The following is a 21008-nucleotide window of genomic DNA, read 5'->3' on the forward strand; positions in this document are numbered from 1 at the left end:
AGCGGCTGTTTCTTCTATTTTTTGCCATGCGGCGGCCCGGACTGGGGTGCCAGTCCGGACCTGCGGCGCAGGGGAAATCAGGACTCTGCGGTGAAGCCGATCTTCTTGATCAGCGGGCCCCAGCTGTCGTACTCGGCCTTTTGCCAGCGGGCCTGTTCTTCAGGGGTGGAGCCATGGGGCATCAGGCCCACGATGGCCAGGCTGTCGATGACCGACTTTTCCTTCAGCGCAGCGTTGATGGCGGCGTTGGCAGCAGCAATCACCGGCTTGGGCGTGGCGGCCGGGGCGTAGAAGCCAAACCATTCTTCGGTGGTCAGCTCAGGGAAGCCCTGTTCGGCAAACGTGGGCACATCCGGCACGTAGATGGAGCGCTTGGGGCCCGAGGTGGCCAGGATGCGCAGCTTGCCGGCCTTGTAGTTGGCGATGAAGTCGCCGTGCGGCGTGACCATGGCAGCCACCTGGCCGCCCACCACGTCCGTCACGCCAGGGATGGAGCCACGGTAGGGCACGTGGCGCAGGTCCACACCGCTGTTGATGCCCAGCAGCGCACCCAGGAAGTGGGGCGTGGAGCCCGCGCCGGGCGAGCCGTAGCTGGCGTCCTTGGGGTTGGCCTTGGCCCAGGCCAGGAAGTCCTTCACGTTCTTCACGCTGGCGGGCACCATGGGGCCCACGGCCAAGCCGTGGTGCATGATGGCTGCGATCGACACAGGCGCGAAGTCCTTGTCGGTGTAGTTCATCTTGCTGTAGATGTGCGGGTAGTTGGCCAGGGCCGACACTTGCGCCACGGCCAGCACCGAGCCGTCTGCGGGCGCAGCTTTGAGCGTCTCCAGCGCAATGCGGCCGCCCGCGCCGGGCTTGTTTTCCACCACGCCAGGGTTCTTGCTGAACGCGCTGCCAGCCCACTTCTCGGCCACGCGGCGGGCCACGGTGTCGCCCGAGCTGCCGGCGGGGAAGCCGAAGTACACCTTCACCTGGTCCACCTGGGCATGGGCGGCAAAGGGGTGGAAGGCGCCCAGCGCGGCGCTGGCGCCAAGGGCCTGAACGAATTGACGGCGGGTGGTGGTCATGCTGATGTCTCCTGGTGTGTGTCTGACGGAAATCTCGGGGGTCAAGCTGGAGCGCTTTCGCGCCCTCTTGTTATTTACTGATGTGTGGCGCTGATCGTTTACCGGGGCGCCATGCGCAGGGCGCCATCCAGGCGAATGACTTCGCCGTTCAGGTGGCCGTTGGTCACGATATGGCAAGCCAGCTCGGCAAACTCTTCGGGTTTGCCCAGGCGTGGCGGGAAGGGGATGCTGGTCGCCAGCGACTGCTGCACGGCCTCGGGCAGCTCTTTCATCAGCGGCGTGGCAAACAGGCCGGGCGCCACGGTGCACACGCGGATGGCGTGCTGCGCCAGGTCGCGCGCCATGGGCAGTGTCATGCCGGCCAGACCCGCCTTGGAGGCGCTGTAGGCCTGCTGGCCCACCTGGCCATCAAAGGCGGCGACGGAGGCGGTGAACATCATCACGCCGCGCTCGCCGTTGTCCAGCACGGGCAGCTTGCTGCAGGCGGCGGCAAACAGGCGGCTCACGTTGTAGCTGCCGATGAGGTTGATGTTGATCACGCGCACGAAGTCTTCCAGCGGCGCGGCGCTGCCGTCGCGCTGCACCACGCGCTTGGCGCTGCCAATGCCGGCCACGTTCATGAGGATGCGGGCGGGGCCATGGGCGGCGGCGGCCTTCTCCAGCGCGGCGGTCACGCTGGCGGCGTCGGTGATGTCGCAGGGGCACGCTACGCCGCCAATGTCTGCGGCGACCTTTTCGGCCAGCTCGGCATTGCGGTCGAGCACGGCCACTTTGGCGCCCAGGCGGGCCAGTTCGCGTGCGGTGGCCTCGCCGAGGCCCGATGCGCCGCCGGTCACGAGGGCGGCTTGTCCTTGAATCTGCATGGTGGGTCTGTCCTGTTCGGGGTGGGGTTCAGGCGCCGGGCTTGAGGATGCCCGGTGCCGTGTCGTCGTGCAAGGCCGTGACGAGTGCATCGCGGTGCTTGAGCACGGCACGCTGGTTGACGGAGCCCTTGTCGGTGATCTCGCCCTTGTCGATGGATGGCGGCTCGGCCATCAACAGCGCGCGGGCCACGCGGCTGGCGCTGCCGGTGGCTTCGCGGGCCAGCCCGTCCAGCACCGCCTCGATGCGCTGGCGCACGGCGGGGTGGGCCACCACGTCGGCCCAGGGGGCGTCCGGGCCCAGGCCAGCGACTTCGCGGCAGGCGGGGGAGGGGAACAGCAGGGCGCCGACTTCCTTCATGTTCAGGCCGGTGAGCACCACGTCCTGGATGTAGGGTGCGCCCGCCACGATGATCTTGGCGCGCATGGGGCCCACGCTCACGAAGGTGCCGGTAGAGAGCTTGAAGTCCTCGGCAATGCGGCCGTCAAACGCCAGGCCCCGGTGGATGTTGTTCTCGTCGATCCACTTCACGGCGTCGCCGGTGCACAGGTAGCCTTCGTCGTCAAACGCGTCGCGCGTGGCGGCGTCGGAGCGCCAGTAGCCGGGCGTGACGTTGGGGCCGCGATAGCGCACCTCGGTCTTGCCGTCCACCTCCACCAGCTTGAGCACCATGCCGGGCACGGGCGCGCCGATGTGGCCGGAGCGCACGTCGGGGCTGTTGCAGAACATGGCCGAGGGGGCGGATTCCGTCATGCCCAGACCCGTGCACATCACGATGCGCTCGCCAATGGCGGCTTCCTGCGTGGCGTGCAGGCTGTCCCACACGGGCTGGGCCAGGCCGGCGCCCGAGTAAAAGAACAGGCGCACGCGCGACAGCAGGTTGCTGCGCAACTGGGCATCGGTCTTCATGGCCTCGGCAATCATTTCAAAGCCGGTGGGCACATTGAAGTACACCGTGGGTGCGATCTCGCGCAGGTTGCGCAGGGTCTCGCCAATCAGTGCGGCCGTCGGCTTGCCGTCGTCGATGTACAGCGTGCCGCCATGCATCATCGTGAGGCCGAAGTTGTGGTTGCTGCCGAAGGTGTGGTTCCACGGCAGCCAGTCCACCAACACGGGCGGGGCCTCGGCCAGCACCGGCAGCGACAGCGAGATCTGCTGCAGGTTGGCGCACCACATGCGCTGGGTGTTGATGACCGGCTTGGGCATCTTGGTGGAGCCGCTGGTGAACAGGAACTTCACGATGGTGCCGGGGCCGGTGGAGTGCATGGCCGCGTCCACCGCCGGGGTGGCGGTGGTGTGGCGCAGGCTCTGGAAGGTGCCCACCTTGCGGCCCTCCAGCGCGCCCTGGGCCAGGATCACTTCGACATCGGCCGCCACGGTGGCTGCGATGGCCTTGCCGTAGCGTGCGCCGTCGGCGGCAAACACCAGGCCGGGGGTGAGGGTGTCGATGACGTGGCGCAGCTTGTCGTAGTCCTGGCTCACGGTGGCGTAGGCGGGCGACACGGGGCAGTAGGGCACACCGGCGTAAATGCAGCCCAGCGCCAGCAGTGCGTGTTCGACGGTGTTCTCGCTCAGCACCACCACCGGGCGCTCTGCGTTCAGGCCCCGGTCCAGCAGGGCCTGGCCGATGCTGCGCGCGGCGTCGAGCGCCTGGGCGTAGCTCACATGCTGCCAGTCACCCGTCTTGCCGCCGGGCAGCTGTTCGCGGCGTGCCAGAAAGCTGTGGTCGGGCGTGGTCTCTGCCCAGTGCACCAGGTAGTCCGTCACCCGGCGGGCAAAGGCGCCCAGGGGCAGGTCTGCCTGCAGGTAACGCACGCCCGGTGCACCGTCACGCAGGCTGACGCGGGTCACGCCGAAGGTCACGGGGCGGTAGCGGGCCGGGGCGAGGGGGGTGGAGAGGTCGCTCATAGGGGTTCCAGCAGGGGCAAGGGGTGACTGGGGGCGGGCTCAGTCCTTGCGGACCTTGGCGGCGCGGCCTTCCAGGAAGTCGGCGAGGCGGGACTTGGCTTCAGGGGCGCTCTGGGCGATGGCGGCCATCATGGCTTCGGTGAAGAAGCCCTGGTCGGCGGGCTGCTCGGCAATGCGGGGCAGGGCATGCATCAGCGCGTAGTTGGTCAGCGGCGCGTTCTGCGCCACGCGCACGGCCAGCTCGAAGGCCTTGTCAAAGGCCTGGCCTTCGGGCACGAGGTACTGGGCAAAGCCGACCTTCTCTCCGTCCTGCGCGTTGTAGACGCGGCCGGTGAGCATCATGTCCGTCATGCGCGCAGCGCCGATGAGCTTGGGGATGCGCACCGCGCCGCCGCCGCCCACGAAGATGCCGCGCGAGCCCTCGGGCAGCGCGTAGAAGGTGGATTCGTCGGCCACGCGGATATGGCAGGCGCTGGCCAGCTCCAGCCCGCCGCCCACCACGGCGCCATGCAGCGCAGCGATCACCGGCACGGGGCCGTACTGCACACGCTCCAGCGCGGCATGCCACATGCGCGAGTGGTGCAGGCCCTGGCCGGCGTCGCGCTCTTTGAGCTCCGACAGGTCCAGCCCGGCGCAGAAATGGGGGCCGTCGCCATCGATGACGGCTGCGCGCACGGTGCTGGGCATTTTCTCGAACAGGTCGCGCAGCGCGAGGATCAGGCCGTCGTTCAGCGCGTTGCGCTTGGCCGCACGGGTCAGGCGGATCACGGCCACTTCCTGGTGGTCGCCGCGCAGCTCGAAATGGATGTCTGGATGGGTCATAGAGGCTTTCGTGTTGGTTGAATTGTGGTTATAGTTCATAACCAATTCAAGCAAGCCAAGCCCGTTTTTTATTGGTGTTTACCCTTGATCTGCGTCACGCGCCGTGGCGCATGCTGGGGGTTTGACGCTGCACCGGCGGGCGCCAACCCAGGAGACACGCATGGACCACGCCAATCTGATCGCCATCGACATCCACACCCACGCCGAGGTGAGCTGCTGGAACCCGTTTGACAACTACGGCGAGGAGTACGACCGCGCCGCCGACAAGTACTTCAAGAACGGCCGCCGCCCCACCATTGCCGAGACGGTGGCCTACTACCGCGAGCAGAAGATTGGCCTGGTGATGTTCACCGTGGACGCCGAGTCCAAGATGGGCCGCCGCCGCATCCCCAACGAAGAGATCGCCGAGGCCGCCAAGGCCAACAGCGACATGATGACGGCCTTCGCCAGCATCGACCCCCACAAGGGCAAGATGGGCGCGCGCGAGGCCCGCCGCCTGATCGAGGAGTTCGGCATCAAGGGTTTCAAGTTCCACCCCACGGTGCAGGCCTACCACCCCTACGACAAGATGGCCTGGCCTATCTATGAGGTGATCGCCGAATACGGCATGCCCGCCATCTTTCACACCGGTCACAGCGGCATCGGCAGCGGCATGCGCTGCGGTGGCGGCCTGCGGCTGGAGTACAGCAACCCCATGCACCTGGACGACGTGGCCATCGACTTCCCTGACATGCAGATCGTGATGGCCCACCCCAGCTTTCCATGGCAGGACGAGGCGCTGTCGGTCGCCACGCACAAGCCCAATGTCTGGATCGACCTGTCGGGCTGGAGTCCCAAGTATTTCCCCAAGCAGCTGGTGCAGTACGCCAACACGCTGCTCAAGGACCGCGTGCTGTTCGGCAGCGACTACCCGCTGATCACCCCCGAGCGCTGGATGAAGGACTTCCAGGAAGCGGGCTTCAAGCCCGAGGTGATGCCCGGCATCCTGAAGGGCAATGCGGTGCGCTTGCTGGGGCTGGACAAGGGCCCGGCAGCGCCGGCCGCCTGATACGCACCCAGGCCTCTTGTGGCCGGCTGAGCGGCCGCTGGATCAGTCGTAGACTTTTTGCAGCAGCCGGATCAGCGTCTTGCGCTCGGCCGCCGTCAGGCGGTTGGTGGCGTCTTCTTCCAGTTGCGCAGCCGTCTGCTCGGCCTGCGCCGTCAGTTCCACCCCGGCGGGCGTCAGGTGCACGCCCATGGCGCGCCCATCGCTCGGGTGTGGGCGCCGCTCGATCAGGCCGCGCCGTTCCAGCGCGGCAATCAAGCCCACCATGTTGGGCGGCAGCACGCTGAGCGTGGCGCACAGCTGGCGCGAGGTGATGCCCGGGTTGTGCGCCACCAGCGACAGCACCGAGAAATCCACCACCTTCAGGTCGTACACGGCCATGCGTTCCATGAACACGGCAATGATGGACAGCGCCGCGCGCCGCGTGTTGTAGCCCACCAGCGTGCGCAAAAAGCCGGTGTCCACGGGCTCGTTGGCGGGGGCTGCGGTGTCTGTGGGGGCGGGGACCGACGGGGATTTCTTGGGGGAGCGGACGCTGGACATGGGGGGAGATTGTGCCGGGCGCCCGGGCCCCTGCGGCCGGTGCGCAGCGCCCGCTGGGTGCTGCGCACCCTCTTTTTGATCAAAATCAGCCGCAGGCGCTAGTGATACATGCGCCAGGTGCTATCAATTTGATATCTGTCTCCGTCAAGGTGCTGATGTGCCTCAAGGGCCGCCAGCGCTACTCACACCGGGCTGCGCAGTACGCGGCGGTATTGCACGGCCTCGGCGACATGGCTGACCTCGGTGGTGGGCGCGCCCGCCAGGTCGGCGATGGTGCGCGCCACCTTCAGCGCCCGGTGCGTGCTGCGGGCCGACCAGCCCAGGCGCGCGGCAGCGGTGTTGAGGAACTTGGCGGCCGCATCGTCCAGGTGCAGGTGGGCGTCGATGGCCTGCCCCTGCAGCGCCTGGTTGGTGCTGCCCTGGCGCGCCAGCGCCAGGGCGCGGGCCTGCTCCACCCGGGCGCGGATGCTGGCGGTGGACTCGCCCGCAGCCGCCTGCACCAGCTGCTCGGCGGGCAGGGCGGGCACCTCTACATGCAGGTCGATGCGGTCCAGCAGCGGGCCGCTGAGCTTGGCCTGGTAGCGGTGCACCTGGTCGGGCGTGCAGCGGCAGGCGCGCTGCGTGGAGCCCAGAAAGCCGCAGGGGCACGGATTCATCGCCGCGATCATCTGGAACCGGGCCGGAAACTCCGCGCGTTGCGCTGCCCGAGCGATGGTGATGTGGCCGGTCTCCAGCGGCTCGCGCAGAGCCTCCAGCGCAGCGCGGGGGAATTCCGGGAGTTCATCGAGGAAGAGCACGCCCTGGTGGGCCAGCGAGATCTCGCCCGGCCGGGGTGGCGAGCCACCGCCCACCAGCGCCACCGCGCTGGCCGTGTGGTGGGGCTGGCCGGTGGGGCGCACGCCGAAAGCCTCGGGCCGAAAGCGCCCTGCCAGACTGGCAATGGCGGCGCTCTCCAGCGCCTCTTCCACGGTCATTGCGGGCAGCAGCCCGGCAAAACGCTGCGCCAGCATCGACTTGCCCGAGCCGGGTGGCCCGGCCATCAGCACGCTGTGGCCGCCAGCCGCTGCAATCTCCAGCGCGCGCTTGGCACCCGCCTGGCCCTTCACGTCGGCCATGTCGGGCCCGGTAGTGCTGGCGGTGAGCGCGGTGGCCTGCAGGCGGGTCCAGCCGTTGTTGGCCACATCGGCATCGCCACCGGCCGTGCTGCCGGGTGGCAGGAACGCCCGCACCACATCGAGCAGGTGCCGCGCACGCACCACGCGCGCGGCGGGCACCAGGGCGGCCTCTTCGGCGCTGCCGGGCGGCAGCACCAGCTGTGCGTCAATCTGCTGGGTCTGCAGGGCCAGGCTGGTGGCCAGCGCGCCGCGCACGGGGCGCAGCTCGCCGGACAGCGACAGCTCGCCTGCAAACTCGTAGCCTGCCAGTCGGCTGGCGTCCACCTGACCGCTGGCGGCGAGGATGCCCAGCGCAATCGGCAGATCGAAGCGGCCCGAATCCTTCGGAAGGTCGGCGGGGGCAAGGTTGACGGTGATGCGCTTGTTCGACGGGAACTCCAACCCCGCGTTCTGCAGCGCGGAGCGCACGCGCTCGCGGGCTTCTTTCACCTCCACCTCGGCCAGCCCGACCAGCGTGAAGCTGGGCAAACCGTTGGCCAGATGCACTTCGACGGTGACTGCAGGCGCCTGCAGCCCCAGAAGGGCGCGGCTTTGCACCAAAGCAAGACTCATGAAGCGATTTCTCCCCAGATGGGTGCGTTTTGTGGTTTTTTAGCGCGGCCTGTTGGGTGTCTGCACCAGTTGGGTGCAACATGCCGGACGCGGTCACCGCCACTGTACTGGGGATTGTTGTAACGCAACGCAACCGTGCAGCGCGCCGTGCACCTTGGTGTGGCACGGTCCGTGCTTAAAGCGCTTGTCCCTACTTTGTCCAACCGGAGGAAACATGACCCGCGCCATCATCAAGACCCTGGGCGTTGCCCTTGTTGCAACCCTTCCCATGCTGGCCAGCGCCCAGCTCACCGCCAACGTCAGCCTGACCACGAACTACAAGTTCCGTGGCCAGGACCAGGACACGTCCAAGGTCAAGGCCGTCAAGCCCGCACTGCAAGGCGGCTTTGACTACACCTTCGGCGAAACCGGCTTCTACGTGGGCAACTGGAACTCCAGCGTCAACTGGCTGTCCGGCAACTCGCTCGAATCCGACATCTACGGCGGCTACAAGTTCAAGGCCGGTGACGTGGACCTGGACGTGGGCCTGCTGACCTACATCTACCCCGGCAACAGCGCGGGCAACACCACCGAAGTCTATGGCGCTGCCACCTTCGGCCCCGTGACGGCCAAGTACTCGCACACCCTGTCCAAGGACTACTTTGCCTACGCAGGTCCCGGCATGAAGGGCCGCAACACCGGCTACCTGAACCTGGCGTTTGCCCAGGAAGTGGCCCCCAGCACCACGCTGAAGGCGTCGGTCGGCTTCACCCGCTTTGGTGGTGACATCACGGCCCCCAACTTCATGGACTACAGCCTGGGCGGTTCGTACGACTTCGGCGGCGGCGTGTCCCTCGGCGCTGCCGTGGTTGGTGCCACCAAGAAGGCCTTCTACGGCCCGGTCAACAAGTCGCGCGTGATCGTCACGCTCACCAAAACCCTGTAAGTCTCAATGGGCGCCGGTGGCGCCCATTCCGGAGGAACTGAAAATGAAAATGGTGACAGCCATCATCAAGCCCTTCAAGCTCGACGAAGTGCGCGAAGCGCTCTCCGACATCGGCGTGCAAGGCATCACGGTGACCGAAGTCAAGGGCTTTGGTCGCCAAAAGGGCCACACCGAGCTGTACCGCGGTGCAGAGTACGTGGTGGACTTTCTTCCCAAGGTCAAGATCGAGGCCGCCGTGGCCGACGACTTGGTGGACCGCGTGATCGAGTCCATCGAGACCGCAGCGCGCACCGGCAAGATCGGTGACGGCAAGATTTTCGTGACCCACCTGGAGCAGGTGGTGCGCATCCGCACTGGCGAAACCGGCAAGGAAGCCCTGTAAGGGCGAGGCCGCATCCCATCCAAGAAGAGAAACGCCATGAAAAAACTGCTTGCTTCCTTCATTCTGGGGCTGAGTCTGCTATCCGGCGGATCGGCTGTCCTCGCCCAGGCGCCCGCCACGGCAGAGGCCTCGGCACCCGCTGCGGCTGCACCAGCGGCTGAAGCCCCTGCTGCCCCTGCCGCAGCGGCTGCACCGGCTGCTGCTGCCGCCGCTGCGCCTGCAGCGCCCGCCGCAGAAGCGCCTGCTCCTGTTCCCAACAAGGGTGACACCGCGTGGATGATGACCTCCACCATCCTCGTGATCCTGATGGTCCTGCCCGGCCTGGCGCTGTTCTATGGCGGCCTGGTGCGCAGCAAGAACATGCTGTCCGTGCTGATGCAGGTGATGGTCACGTTCTCGCTGATCGTGGTGCTGTGGTTCATCTACGGCTACAGCTTGGCCTTCACCGAAGGCGGTGCCTTCATCGGTGGTTTCGACCGGCTGTTCATGAAGGGCATCTGGGACAACGCCGCAGGCACGTTTGCCAACGCTGCCACGTTCAGCAAGGGTGTCGTGATTCCGGAAGTGGTGTTTGCCGCCTTCCAGGCCACGTTCGCCGGCATCACCTGTGCCCTGATCGTCGGTGCGTTCGCAGAGCGCATCAAGTTCAGCGCCGTCATGCTGTTCATGGTCCTGTGGTTCACGTTCAGCTACCTGCCGATCGCCCACATGGTGTGGTTCTGGATGGGTCCTGATGCCTACGCCTCCAAGGAAGTGGCCGACGCCATGACCAGCAAGGCCGGCCAGATCTGGCAGTGGGGTGCTCTGGACTTCGCTGGCGGTACTGTGGTGCACATCAACGCCGCTGTGGCGGGCCTGGTGGGTGCGTTCATGGTGGGCAAGCGCATTGGTTACGGCAAGGAAGCCATGGCGCCTCACAGCCTGACGCTGACCATGGTCGGTGCCTCGCTGCTGTGGGTGGGCTGGTTCGGCTTCAACGCCGGCTCTGCCCTGGAGGCCAACGGTTTTGCAGCCCTGGCCTTCATCAACACGCTGGTGGCTACCGCTGCTGCCGTGCTGGCATGGTGCATGGGTGAAGCGCTGATGCGCGGCAAGGCTTCGATGCTGGGTGCAGCGTCCGGTGCTGTGGCGGGCCTGGTGGCCATCACGCCCGCTGCCGGCAACGTCGGTATCGGCGGTGCGCTGGTCATCGGTCTGGTGGGTGGTTTTGCCTGCCTGTGGGGTGTCAACGGCCTCAAGAAGCTGCTGGGTGCAGACGACTCGCTCGATGTGTTCGGCGTGCACGGCATCGGCGGTATCGTGGGTGCGCTGCTGACCGGCGTGTTCAACTCCCCCAGCCTGGGTGGCCCCGGCTTCGTGGCGGACTGGGTGACGGCGACCGGCGTGACGGCTGCTGACTACTCCATCGCTGCCCAGGTGTGGACACAGGCCAAGGCCGTGCTGCTGACCATCGTGTGGTCGGGCGTGGTGTCCTTCGTGGCCTACAAGGTGGTTGACCTGACGGTGGGCCTGCGTGTCTCGGAAGAAGACGAACGCGAAGGTCTGGACATCACCTCGCACGGCGAGACGGCGTACAACCGCTGATCGCTCTGCGCCCTACGCGCTGCGGTGTCTGGTGGCACCGTGGCGTCGCAATAAGAACAAGCGAGTTACTCCTCTGGTTACTTCAGCCCGCCGACCACCGGCGGGCTTTTTTCGTACCGGTGGGTGACGCGTGTGGGACTGGCGCGCCAGGGGGCCAAAGGCCCCATGGCATCCGCCAGTCCTTTGCACGTCCGCTGTTCAAAAAATTCACGCCCCCTGCATGCCGTGCGGCGGACCGCTGCCGCTACGATGCACGGATGGACTTTTCCCTCGCCCCGATCACTGAGCGCGTGCGCGCTGCCGCCGCCGACCAGACCCCGTTGCGCATCCGTGGCGGGGGCACCAAGGACTTCCATGGCCTGGCGCTGCACGGCGAGGTGCTGGACACCCGGGTGCTGCGTGGCATCGTGAGCTACGAGCCCAGCGAGCTGGTCGTCACCGTGCGGGCCGGCACCCCGCTGGCCGAGCTGGAGGCCGCGCTCGCCGAGCAGGGCCAGTGCCTGCCTTTTGAACCCCCGCATTTCGCCAAGCCCCTTTCGGGTGCTGCCACCGTGGGCGGCATGGTGGCGGCCGGCCTGTCGGGCCCGGCGCGCGCCAGCGTGGGGGCGGTGCGTGACTATCTGTTGGGCGTGACCCTGCTCAACGGCAAGGCCGAGTTGCTGACCTTTGGCGGCCAGGTCATGAAGAACGTGGCGGGCTATGACGTGGCGCGCCTCATGGCCGGTGCCTGGGGCACGCTGGGGCTGCTGACCGAAGTAAGCCTCAAGGTGCTGCCCGTGGCCCCCGGCGAGGCCACGCTCCGGTTCGAGGGCATCAACCAGGCCGATGCGTTGCGCAAGCTGCACGCCTGGGGCGGGCAGCCGCTACCCCTCAACGCCAGCTGTTGGGTGCAGGACGAAGGCGCAGGCACCCTGTATGTGCGCCTGCGCGGCGCCGTGGCGGCGGTGGAGGCCGCGTGCAAAACCATGGGTGGCACGCGCATGGACAACGCCACCGTGGCCGCTGACTGGACCGCCTGCCGCGAGCAGACCCTGCCGTGGTTCGCCGACCGGGTCACGCGCCCCGACCACGCCCTGTGGCGCCTGTCGGTGCCCGCCACCGCGCCGGTGCTGGCTTTGCCCGGCGGCGTGCAGCCCCTGGTGGAATGGCATGGGGCGTTGCGCTGGGTGCAGGCCCCCGAGTCCACCGGAGACGCGCTGCGCGAAGCCGCCCGGGCGGTGGGTGGGAGTGCTTCTCTTTTTGTAGCTGCCGAGGCAAATAAATCCGGCGCCAGCGGTGCTTTTGACTTGCAATCCAAGGCGCTGGAGCAAATCCACGCCCGCCTCAAGCACAGCTTTGACCCTGCCGGCATCTTCAACCCCGGCCGCATGGCGCGGGCCTGGTAGGCAAGGCACCCCCCCTCACAGCCACCACCGCCACCCTGGCCATGCGACGCCTTTTTCATCTCACCGGACACCACCGCACGGTTGCGAGCAACCAGGTGCTGGGCCTGCTGTTGGCGTTCAACGCCGGGGCGGTGAATGCCGGGGGGTTTCTGGTGGTGCACCTCTACACCTCGCACATGACGGGTTTCCTGTCGTCGCTGGCCGACAACCTGGTGCTGGGGCAGATGAAGCTGGTGCTGGGCGCCGTGGGCGCGCTCTGGGCCTTCATGTCGGGGGCGGGCACCACGGCCATCATGGTCAACTGGGCGCGCCAGCGCAGGCTGCGCAGCACCTACGCGCTGCCGCTGCTGCTGGAGTCCGTGCTCATGCTGCTGTTTGGCCTGGTGGGCGCCATCACCCTCAGCTGGCCCACGCCTTTTGCGGTGCCACTCACGGTGCTGCTGCTGTCCTTCATCATGGGCCTGCAGAACGCCACAGTGACCAAGATGTCCTCGTCCCAGATCCGCACCACCCACATGACAGGCGTGGTGACCGACCTGGGCATCGAGATGGGCAAGATGCTCTACTGGAACCGCACAGGCACCGCGCCCGAATCGCAGGTGCGTGCCAACCAGGCCCGGCTGCGGCTGTTTGCCGGGCTGGTGGGCATGTTTCTGGTGGGCGGTATTGCGGGGGCCGCGGGCTTCAAGCACGTGGGCTTTGTGTTTGTGGTGCCGCTGGCGCTGGTGCTGCTGGCCCTGTCGCTGCCACCGCTGTGGGCCGACCGCGCCAGGCTGCGCCGCCCCTTGCGCAAGCCCTCGGCGCCCGCCGCGCCGGGCGACCCCAGCCTGGCCCCGCCAGCGGACCCCCCGGCCGCGCGCTGACCAACCACCGCCGAAATTTTTGTCTCTTCGCCCAGGCTGCACCCCATGCAAACCCAGCTCTCCCCCGAATACCGCGCCCGCGCCGATGGCCTGGAGGCCGAATCCATCCTGCGCAAATGTGTGCACTGCGGCTTTTGCACCGCCACCTGCCCCACCTACCAGCTGCTGGGCGACGAGCTGGACGGCCCGCGCGGCCGCATCTACCTTATCAAGCAGGTGCTCGAAGGCGCCGAGCCCACGCGCAAGACCCAGATGCACCTAGATCGGTGCCTCACCTGCCGCAACTGCGAAAGCACCTGCCCGAGTGGCGTGCAATACGGCCACCTGGTGGACATCGGTCGCAAGATCGTCGATGAAAAAGTGCCCCGCCCCGTGGGCGAAAAAGCCCTGCGTTGGGCGCTGAAGGAGGGCCTGCCTTCGCCGCTGTTCGCCCCTGCCATGAAGGCAGGGCAAATGGTGCGCGGCCTGCTGCCCGAGGCGCTGAAGGCCAAGGTGCCCGCACCGCAGGACGCCGGCGCCTGGCCCACGCGTGAACATGCGCGCAAGGTGCTCATGCTGGCGGGCTGCGTGCAACCGGCCATGATGCCGAACATCAACACGGCCACCGCCCGCGTGCTCGACGCGGTGGGCATCCAGACCGTGATCGCATCCAAGGCGGGCTGCTGCGGCGCCGTCAAATTCCACCTCAACGACCAGGCTGGCGGCATGGCAGAGATGCGCGCCAACATCGACGCATGGTGGCCGCTGGTGGCCGCAGGTGGGGTCGAGGCCATCGTCATGAACGCCTCGGGCTGCGGCGTCACCGTCAAGGAATACGGTCACATCCTGAAGGACGACCCACAGTACGCGACCAAGGCCGAACGCATCAGCAGCCTCACGCGCGACCTGTCGGAGCTGCTGCCCGCCCTGCTGCCCGAGCTGGCCACCAAGCTGCAGGGCAGGGTCAACCAGCCGGACACCCTGTACGCCTACCACCCTCCTTGCACGCTCCAGCACGGCCAGAAGCTGCGCGGCGGGGTGGAGGCGCACCTGAACCAGCTGGGCTTCAAGCTGCGCACCGCGCGCAACGATGCCCACCTGTGCTGTGGCTCGGCGGGCACCTATTCGGTGCTCAACCCCGACCTGTCCTACCAGCTGCGCGACCGCAAGCTCGGTGTGCTGGGCGAGGCCTTCGGCAACCAGCCGCCCGACATGATCCTGTCGGCCAACATCGGCTGCATCACCCATCTGCAAAGCGGCACGGGGACGCCTGTGCGGCACTGGGTGGAGGTGCTGGACGAGGCGCTGCGCACAGGTTGAGGGCGCGTTGGGCGAGATGCCGAACCCTCCCGGCGTGCGCCGGAATCCGGCCCATTTGGTGCCTGTAGCCCCGAGGCTGGCATGATCGAGGGTTTTGTCGCCTCTCATTTGCCCCCGAACTGCACCGCCATGACCGACTCCGTGTCCGCACAAGAACAACCCCAAACCGCACCCGTCGCGCCCGTAGCGCCTGCCGCTCCCCAGGCAGCGCCTGTGCCGACCGAGGCTGCTGCGGTCGCCGTGGCGGCCTCTGAACCTGCTGCGTTGGCCGAAGCCGGCGCGCCCCAGCGGCGCCAGGACGGCTCGCGCCGGGGTGGCCGCAACCGCCGCAAACCCGAAGGGCGCCAGGCGCCGCAGGGCCGTGCAAGCGCCGACGGTGCGGCAGACGCTGCAGCGCCCGCAGGTGGCCCGGGCGCAGGCACGCGCGCGCCGCAGCGCGTGCACCCCGCGCTGGAGCAGCTGGCAGGGCTCTACCCCCACCTGTTTGGCGCCGTGTTCCGTCCGCTCAAGCGCGGCATCTTCCAGGACATCCTGGCGGCCCACCCCGAGCTGTTCGAGCGCGAGGCGCTCAAGGTGGCGCTGGGCCTGCACACCCGCTCCACGCGCTATCTGCAAAGCGTGGCGGCAGGCGATAAGCGCCACGACCTGCAGGGCCAGCCTGTGGAAGACATGGCCCCCGAGCATGTGCACCATGCGCTGCTGGAGGTCTACCGCCGCAAGAAGGCGCGCGCCACCGAAGACCTGCTGCCCAAGCTGCGCAACCGCATGATGGCTGCGTTCGAGGCCTCGGGCCTCACGCGCGAGGCATATACCCAACTGGTGTTGAGCCGCGACGAAGCCGCCAACGCCATCCTCGAAGAAGCCTTTGCCGAATGGTCGGCCCGCAACGCCAAGGATGAAGCCTTGCTGCGCGCCTTTGAGGCCAGCGGCCAGACCCTGGACGCCTTTGCCGATATGTACGGCATGGTGCCCCGCACGGTGGGGCAGCAGCTGGAGCGCGCCCGCCGGCGGGCGGCTGCCGCGGCTTCTGCAGCGGCTGCGGTATCTGCTGCTCCCGCCGCAGAGCCTGGCGACTCCGCCGCCGCAGCCTGACCGGCCCGTGCTGAGCGGGGGGCGGCACAACGCTCCCTCTGCCCGCCCTGGTCATGGCGTGCTGGCAGCGGCTTCCGTCGTCTTCTCGTCGGCCGAGATGGGGCCTTGCGGCGTGGCTCCGTCTGCGTCGGCGCGTGTCACGGCTTGTTGCAATGCTGCAGACAGGCTACTGACACCATGTTGTCAGCAGCCGGGCTGCACCATGCCTGGCCCGACACAGAGAGGAGCTTGACCATGACACCAACCCCCACCATGACCCCGGTTGCCGCGTTTCATGTCACTGGACTGACGGTACGCACCCGCAACCGCGACGAGATGGACCCCGCCACCGCCCGCATTGGAGGTCTCTGGGACCGCTTTTTCAGCCAGAGCTGGGAGCGCAACCTGCCCGGCCGTGGTGAGGATGGCCGCATCTTCGGCGTCTACAGCGACTACGAATCCGACGAACACGGCGCCTTTGATGTCACTGCTGGCGTGGCTGTGCCACCGCCCGTCACCTCGGTGCCAGGGGCTGTGCAGATCGCGGTGCAGGCGGGCGACTATCTGGTGTTCCACGGCCACGGCACAATGCCGCAGATGGTGATCGATGCCTGGGGCGAGGTCTGGCGCTACTTTGCGGCCCACCCGCAAGTGCCACGGCGCTTTGGCACCGATTTCGAGCTGTATGAAGGCCCGGACCGCGTGGCCATCCATATCGGCATCGCCCCCAGTGCGCCCCGCACGTGACCTGAACGAACCAGGAGCCTCCATGAACACATCTTCTGCCGCCCTGACGTTCTACACCCACCCCATGTCCCGAGGCCGTACCGCGCGCTGGATGCTGGAAGAGTGTGGTGTGCCCTACGACACCGTGCTGCTTGAATACGGCACCACCATGAAGGCTCCCGACTACCTGGCCATCAACCCCATGGGCAAGGTGCCTGCACTGCGGCATGGGCAGGTGGTGGTCACCGAGGTGGCGGCCATCTGCGCCTATCTGGCCGACCTGTTCCCCGACAAATCGTTAGCCCCCCCTGTGGGCACGCCTGCACGCGCTGCGTACTACCGCTGGCTGTTCTTTTGCGCCGGCCCGCTGGAGAGCGCCGCCACCGCCAAGGCGCTGAACCTGCTGGCACCCGCCGAACGGGCGGCCATGGTGGGCTACGGCAGCTACGCCGATGTGATGAACACCCTGGAGCAAGCCGTGAGCCAGGGCCCGCATCTGTGCGGCGACCACTTCACGGCCGTCGACCTGTATGTGGGCGCGCACCTGATCTGGGGGATGCAGTTCGGCACCATCGAACGCCGCCCCGCGTTCGAGCAGTTTGTGCAACCGTTCAGGCAGCGCCCCGCGTTTGTGCGCGCCTCCCAGATCGACGACGCGCTGGCGCAGCAGAGCAAAGGCCATGGCTGAGTTCTGCGTCCTGAAACTGCCCATCTGGTCGGCTGCAGCTCGCCCCGGGGGGCACGTTCATGCGCCGCGCTGACCGCCTGTTCCAGATCGTCCAGCTCATCCGGGGGCGGCGCCTGTCCACCGCCGCCTTCCTGGCCGAGCGGCTTGAAGTCTCGGCCCGCACCATCTACCGCGACGTGGCGGACCTCCAGCACCAGGGCGTGCCCATTGAGGGCGAAGCCGGTGTGGGCTACCGCCTGGGCGCGGGCTTCGATCTGCCGCCGCTGATGTTCAGCCAGGGTGAAGCCAATGCGCTGGTAGCTGCCGCCCGTCTGGCCCAAACCTGGTTGGATGCCGGGCTGGCCCGAGAGGTGGAAGGCGCCCTGGGCAAGATCCTGTCCGTGCTGCCCCCCGCCGCGCGCGTGGCGGCCGAGGCCCAGGCCCTGTATGCCCCGCCCGTCGGCCTGGACCCGCGCGCCCAGGCCACCCTGCAGGCCCTGCGCGAGGCAGTGCATAGCCGCCACGTGGTGCAGGTGGACTACGCTGACGTCAACGGCCGCCCCAGCCTGCGCCGCCTGCGCCCGCTGGGCTGCTTTTACTGGGGCAAGGTCTGGACGCTGTCGGCCTGGTGCGAGCTGCGCAATGACTTCCGGGGTTTTCGCATCGACCGCATTTCTTCCATCACCGTGCTGGACGAGCAGTTCCGGCAGGAGCCCGGCAAGACCTTGGCGGACTTGCTGCGCAAGGTGGAGGGGGAGATGGAGGGGCGAGCGGTGGAGGGGGCGGCTGCGCCGGGGCCGCGCTAAATTTCTGAGGGAGTGATGAAGTGGCGGAAGACAGGGCTGGACTCACTGCGGATCTTCGCGGTCTCAATGCGCCAACCGCAGCTACCTGAATGCACCAGCTTCCGGACAGGTTTGTTTTGGAGTCCTCATCACCCAGCAACTTGCACTACGCCAACGTCGTTCTGGCATGTTTGTGGTCATCTGTCCAGTTCGGTTACTGAGGTGACTGAAGTCCCCGCAAATCCAGCTTCCCAGAACCCTCCTGTTGAACACTCTCATGCGTGAAGCCGCGCCCCAAGGCCATCGAGTACGCATGTCGGTCGGTCGACATGTCTTACAAATGAATTCGATTAAAGCGACTCAAACAGACTGCTTTAGTCCTTTGGATTGGATATTGGGCTGACCGTACGGCCACCAACCCCACCTACGGCGCTGTCCCCTTTGCATTGAAAGGCAAGAGAAGTCCGCGCGACGAGTGCTCTGCTCACGCGCAATCACCAGCCTGTGTCAGCGCCCCTGCGATGCCCCTTGAAGAAGCTGGTCTGGGTTAGGTGTCCATCCGCCGCAGCATCAGCAAACCGGCGATCGCCAGCAAGCACGCGAGGAGAGCCAGCTTAGTGGCACCGACTGTGGGAACCGCCGCAACCGGTGATGCTGCTGGGCCGCCCTGGTCCACGATGTCTGTCGTCGCGTCCCAGTCATCATCGCCCAGCGCATTGTCTGCGAGCGTCAGCGTGTAGACCGCGCTGGCGGGGTTCGGCGCTGCCACGAACTTGTACCACGTCGAGGGCGCCCCCTTTTGCTGCGGGCCGTACTTCCAGTAGGCCGAGGCGGGCGGCAGCACCGAGGGGTACGTAATCGTTAAAGTCACCGAGCCCGTGCAGCCTCGCAGCGTAAAGGAGAACAGGCCGTGGGGGAACTGCAGCGGCACAGGGGTGCCGACGCCGCTCGCGTTGATGAACGCGGCGTCGCCGAGGAACGTGCACGCCAAGCCACCGCCGGTGATTTGGGCGGTTGCGGTGCCTGTTCCAGTCGCGGTCGGGCTGGAAAAGCGGGTCACGCTGGCGATCGTCAGGGTGAACGTCTGGCTCGCGCCGTTAGTGGCAGTGATTGCCAGGGTGTAGACGCCACCCAGGCCGTACGCGGCTGTCCCGGAGAGGGTCGCCGTGCCATTGCCGTTATCGACCAGCGTGATGCCCGGTGGCAGCGGGCTCGCCGTGCTGATTGCCGCGATCGGGTTACCGGACGTCGTGACGGTGAAGGTGCCAGCTGTTCCCACGGTGAACGTCGTCGCGTTCGCCGAGGTGATCGCGGGCGCCGGGTTCACGAGCAAGGTGAAGTTCTGGTTCGCATTCGGCAGCACGCCGCTATTTGCGGTGATGGTGAGCGGGTAGGTCCCGGCCATCCCCGCCGCTGGCGTGCCGGCGAGCGTCGCTGTGCCATTGCCGTTATCGACCAGCGTGATGCCCGATGGCAGCGGGCTCGCCGTGCTGATTGCCGCGATCGAGGTGCCGGAGGTCGTGATGGTGAACGCGCCGGCCGTTCCCACGGTGAAAGTCGTCGCGTTGGCCGATGTGATCGCTGGCGCCTGATTCACGCTCAAGGTAAAGCTCTGGTCCGCATTGGGCGACACGCCGCTGCTTGCGGTGACGGTGAGCGGGTAGGTCCCGGCCGTTCCCGCCGCTGGTGTGCCAGAGAGCGTCGCCGTGCCATTGCCGTTATCTACCAGCGTGATGCCCGCTGGCAGCGTGCTCGCCGTGGTGATAGCGGCGATCTGGGCGCTGGAGGTTGTGACGGAGAAGGTGCTGGCTGCTCCCACGGTGAACGTTGTCACGTTGGCAGAGGTGATGGTCGGCGGAGCGGCCACACTGCAGACGCTGGGCGAACCGACGCAGGTGTAGCCGACTTCGACCTGACTGATGCTGCTACAGCCGTCATTGTTGTTCGTATTGCCGTCGTCACAGCTCTCGTAGCCCGAGATCACACCATCGCCGGAGGTCGAAGCGCCACTTTGTCCCGTGGCGAGGCGATAGGTCCAAGTGACGGGGCTGGAAGGTGCGGCGAAGTCCCACTGCGCCGCAATTCCGTTGTCTGTGGACGGGTCGACGTCGAGCGTGTTGTCCAGGGCGCCGCCCAACTCCATCAGTGCCCCTGGACGGTAGTAGCGGCCAGAAAAATAGGCGTTCCAAGCGCGGTTGCCTTGGATCAGCACGTCGTATTGACCGGATTTTTCTACGCCCACGACCGTGGGATTGGTGGTCGGCTGCCAGAAGGCGGGGCCGAAGTCTCCACCGGCCAGGTAGGTGTCGATCCAGTGGTAGATGCGGACGTTTTGGGTATTGCCGGCTGGCGGCACCAACGTCAATCGCACTTCGAAATATACGTTGGGAACGACGTAGCGAACGGTCTGTAAGAGACGAAACCCACCTGCTGAAACGGTGGTGACGGCTTGGTACGGGTCTGCGGCGGTGCCTTGCCCGGTCACCGGGGTTTGCGAAACGGGCGTCCAGGCCGTGGCTGTCCAAGCAATGTCGAGTTGTGGCCCGTACACCGTGGCCGACCCTGCGGGACCGACTGCCATGAAAAAACCGTTGTTGACGCCCTGCGGGCCGGTGGGCGTGTCGCCGTAATATTGCCCAGCCCCGGCGCGGACGACCTGGATACCTCCAAGATTGCCCAAGTGAATGCGCAGCCCATCCACAGCCGTCTGGCCGCCCGCCGCGTTGATCACCACCTGGGTCGGATCAAGAGGAAGAAACTGAGCCCACGCGGCGGAGGTTCCGAGCCACATCACCAGACCGACCCAGTACGCGACGATGGTGCTCCATGGGCGCAGCCGCTGCAAGGCACCGTGGTGTGCGCTTCCGAGCCGATTGATATTCGTCATGCCAATGCCTCGACAGTTATAGGGGGCTGAAGCGGAATGACACATACTGTAACCAAATCTGCGCCAAATTCCTGAGGCAACTCGCTGATACCACGCCCTTGAACGCCGAATGTGTCCCGCTATCGCTCCTCGCATCCAGGCGGCGATTGGATGATCGGAAAATTATCGAGGCGCGCCGCGTGTGGTGCTGCGTCCGCAGAGGCGCCAAGAACCACTCCTTGCTGGGTAAGCTCTTTCAGAGGTTTCCCAAAAAGAAGCTTGCCGGAAGGCAGCCTGCCAGACAAATCCTGAAAAGTTCGATCAACCGGGTCACTCCAGAATTGGTTGCCCGTGAACTGGCAGGGGCGGGGCCAACGGGACAACCAGAGCTTGGAGGCCTGGCCTCAACCCGATGTCGGGGAGTCCCTTCCAACTGGAAAGCCTCGAATGTCAGCACTCCGAGGATTTCCGCGAGCAATGTG

18 protein-coding genes are annotated in these 21008 nt (G+C 66.8%); 11 read left to right on the top strand and 7 right to left on the bottom strand.

The features are described from left to right. Positions 1–77: 77 nt before the first annotated feature. The 4 genes from C8C96_RS05215 to C8C96_RS05230 all read right to left on the bottom strand — a co-directional run bounded on the left by C8C96_RS05215 (position 78) and on the right by C8C96_RS05230 (position 4658). Positions 78–1067 carry a Bug family tripartite tricarboxylate transporter substrate binding protein gene (locus C8C96_RS05215; RefSeq protein ID WP_056057208.1) on the bottom strand — a complete coding sequence of 330 codons (990 nt, stop codon included), beginning with the start codon at positions 1065–1067 and terminating at the stop codon, positions 78–80. Positions 1068–1165: 98 nt separating this feature from the next. Beyond that, positions 1166–1930 carry an SDR family NAD(P)-dependent oxidoreductase gene (locus tag C8C96_RS05220; protein ID WP_121941675.1) on the bottom strand — a complete coding sequence of 255 codons (765 nt, stop codon included), beginning with the start codon at positions 1928–1930 and terminating at the stop codon, positions 1166–1168. 28 nt (positions 1931–1958) lie between these two features. Then, positions 1959–3836, bottom strand: coding sequence for a feruloyl-CoA synthase (locus tag C8C96_RS05225; RefSeq protein WP_121941676.1), 1878 nt, complete (start codon positions 3834–3836; stop codon positions 1959–1961). Between the two features lie 39 nt (positions 3837–3875). After that, positions 3876–4658, bottom strand: a complete 783-nt coding sequence (locus C8C96_RS05230) for a crotonase/enoyl-CoA hydratase family protein (protein WP_056057212.1) — start codon at positions 4656–4658, stop codon at positions 3876–3878. 160 nt (positions 4659–4818) lie between these two features. Between C8C96_RS05230 and C8C96_RS05235 the strand changes: the two genes are divergently transcribed. Then, complete coding sequence (locus C8C96_RS05235; protein WP_121941677.1) at positions 4819–5706, top strand: amidohydrolase family protein; 888 nt, start codon at positions 4819–4821, stop codon at positions 5704–5706. 42 nt (positions 5707–5748) lie between these two features. On the opposite strand, the gene C8C96_RS05240 is transcribed toward C8C96_RS05235, so the two are convergent. Together C8C96_RS05240 and C8C96_RS05245 are read right to left on the bottom strand one after the other, a co-directional pair. Beyond that, a complete protein-coding gene (locus C8C96_RS05240) occupies positions 5749–6246 on the bottom strand; it encodes a MarR family winged helix-turn-helix transcriptional regulator (RefSeq protein ID WP_056057218.1) in 498 nt (165 codons plus the stop codon). Positions 6247–6428: 182 nt separating this feature from the next. Then, the gene (locus C8C96_RS05245) at positions 6429–7973 is read right to left on the bottom strand and encodes a YifB family Mg chelatase-like AAA ATPase (protein ID WP_121941678.1); all 1545 of its coding nucleotides are present in this window, start codon (positions 7971–7973) and stop codon (positions 6429–6431) included. A gap of 214 nt (positions 7974–8187) precedes the next feature. Here C8C96_RS05245 and C8C96_RS05250 point away from each other — a divergent pair, with 214 nt between their 5' ends. From C8C96_RS05250 to C8C96_RS05295, 10 genes are all read left to right on the top strand, one after another. After that, a complete protein-coding gene (locus C8C96_RS05250; protein ID WP_056057222.1) occupies positions 8188–8898 on the top strand; it encodes a TorF family putative porin in 711 nt (236 codons plus the stop codon). Between the two features lie 43 nt (positions 8899–8941). Beyond that, complete coding sequence (gene glnK, locus C8C96_RS05255; protein ID WP_015012094.1) at positions 8942–9280, top strand: P-II family nitrogen regulator; 339 nt, start codon at positions 8942–8944, stop codon at positions 9278–9280. Positions 9281–9316: 36 nt separating this feature from the next. After that, positions 9317–10864, top strand: coding sequence for an ammonium transporter (gene amt, locus C8C96_RS05260; protein WP_121941679.1), 1548 nt, complete (start codon positions 9317–9319; stop codon positions 10862–10864). Positions 10865–11121: 257 nt separating this feature from the next. Next, positions 11122–12249 (top strand): glycolate oxidase subunit GlcE, encoded by a 1128-nt coding sequence (glcE, locus tag C8C96_RS05265; protein ID WP_121941680.1) that lies wholly within the window; start codon positions 11122–11124, stop codon positions 12247–12249. Positions 12250–12290: 41 nt separating this feature from the next. Next, positions 12291–13112 (top strand): YoaK family protein, encoded by an 822-nt coding sequence (locus tag C8C96_RS05270; protein WP_099732258.1) that lies wholly within the window; start codon positions 12291–12293, stop codon positions 13110–13112. 45 nt (positions 13113–13157) lie between these two features. Further along, positions 13158–14411 (top strand): glycolate oxidase subunit GlcF, encoded by a 1254-nt coding sequence (glcF, locus tag C8C96_RS05275; protein WP_121941681.1) that lies wholly within the window; start codon positions 13158–13160, stop codon positions 14409–14411. Positions 14412–14540: 129 nt separating this feature from the next. Further along, entirely contained in the window at positions 14541–15503 is a 963-nt protein-coding gene (locus tag C8C96_RS05280) for a ProQ/FINO family protein (protein WP_056057231.1), read from the top strand. 234 nt (positions 15504–15737) lie between these two features. Further along, the gene (locus tag C8C96_RS05285; protein WP_121941682.1) at positions 15738–16229 is read left to right on the top strand and encodes a GyrI-like domain-containing protein; all 492 of its coding nucleotides are present in this window, start codon (positions 15738–15740) and stop codon (positions 16227–16229) included. Positions 16230–16251: 22 nt separating this feature from the next. After that, positions 16252–16896, top strand: a complete 645-nt coding sequence (locus tag C8C96_RS05290) for a glutathione S-transferase family protein (protein ID WP_056742202.1) — start codon at positions 16252–16254, stop codon at positions 16894–16896. A 59-nt stretch (positions 16897–16955) separates the two neighbouring features. Beyond that, positions 16956–17681, top strand: a complete 726-nt coding sequence (locus C8C96_RS05295; protein ID WP_121941683.1) for a YafY family protein — start codon at positions 16956–16958, stop codon at positions 17679–17681. 526 nt (positions 17682–18207) lie between these two features. On the opposite strand, the gene C8C96_RS05300 is transcribed toward C8C96_RS05295, so the two are convergent. Further along, entirely contained in the window at positions 18208–20547 is a 2340-nt protein-coding gene (locus tag C8C96_RS05300) for a choice-of-anchor U domain-containing protein (protein WP_158605748.1), read from the bottom strand. Between the last annotated feature and the right edge of the window lie 461 nt (positions 20548–21008).

This window comes from Acidovorax sp. 100 (assembly GCF_003688355.1).
GTDB lineage: Bacteria > Pseudomonadota > Gammaproteobacteria > Burkholderiales > Burkholderiaceae_C > Acidovorax > Acidovorax delafieldii.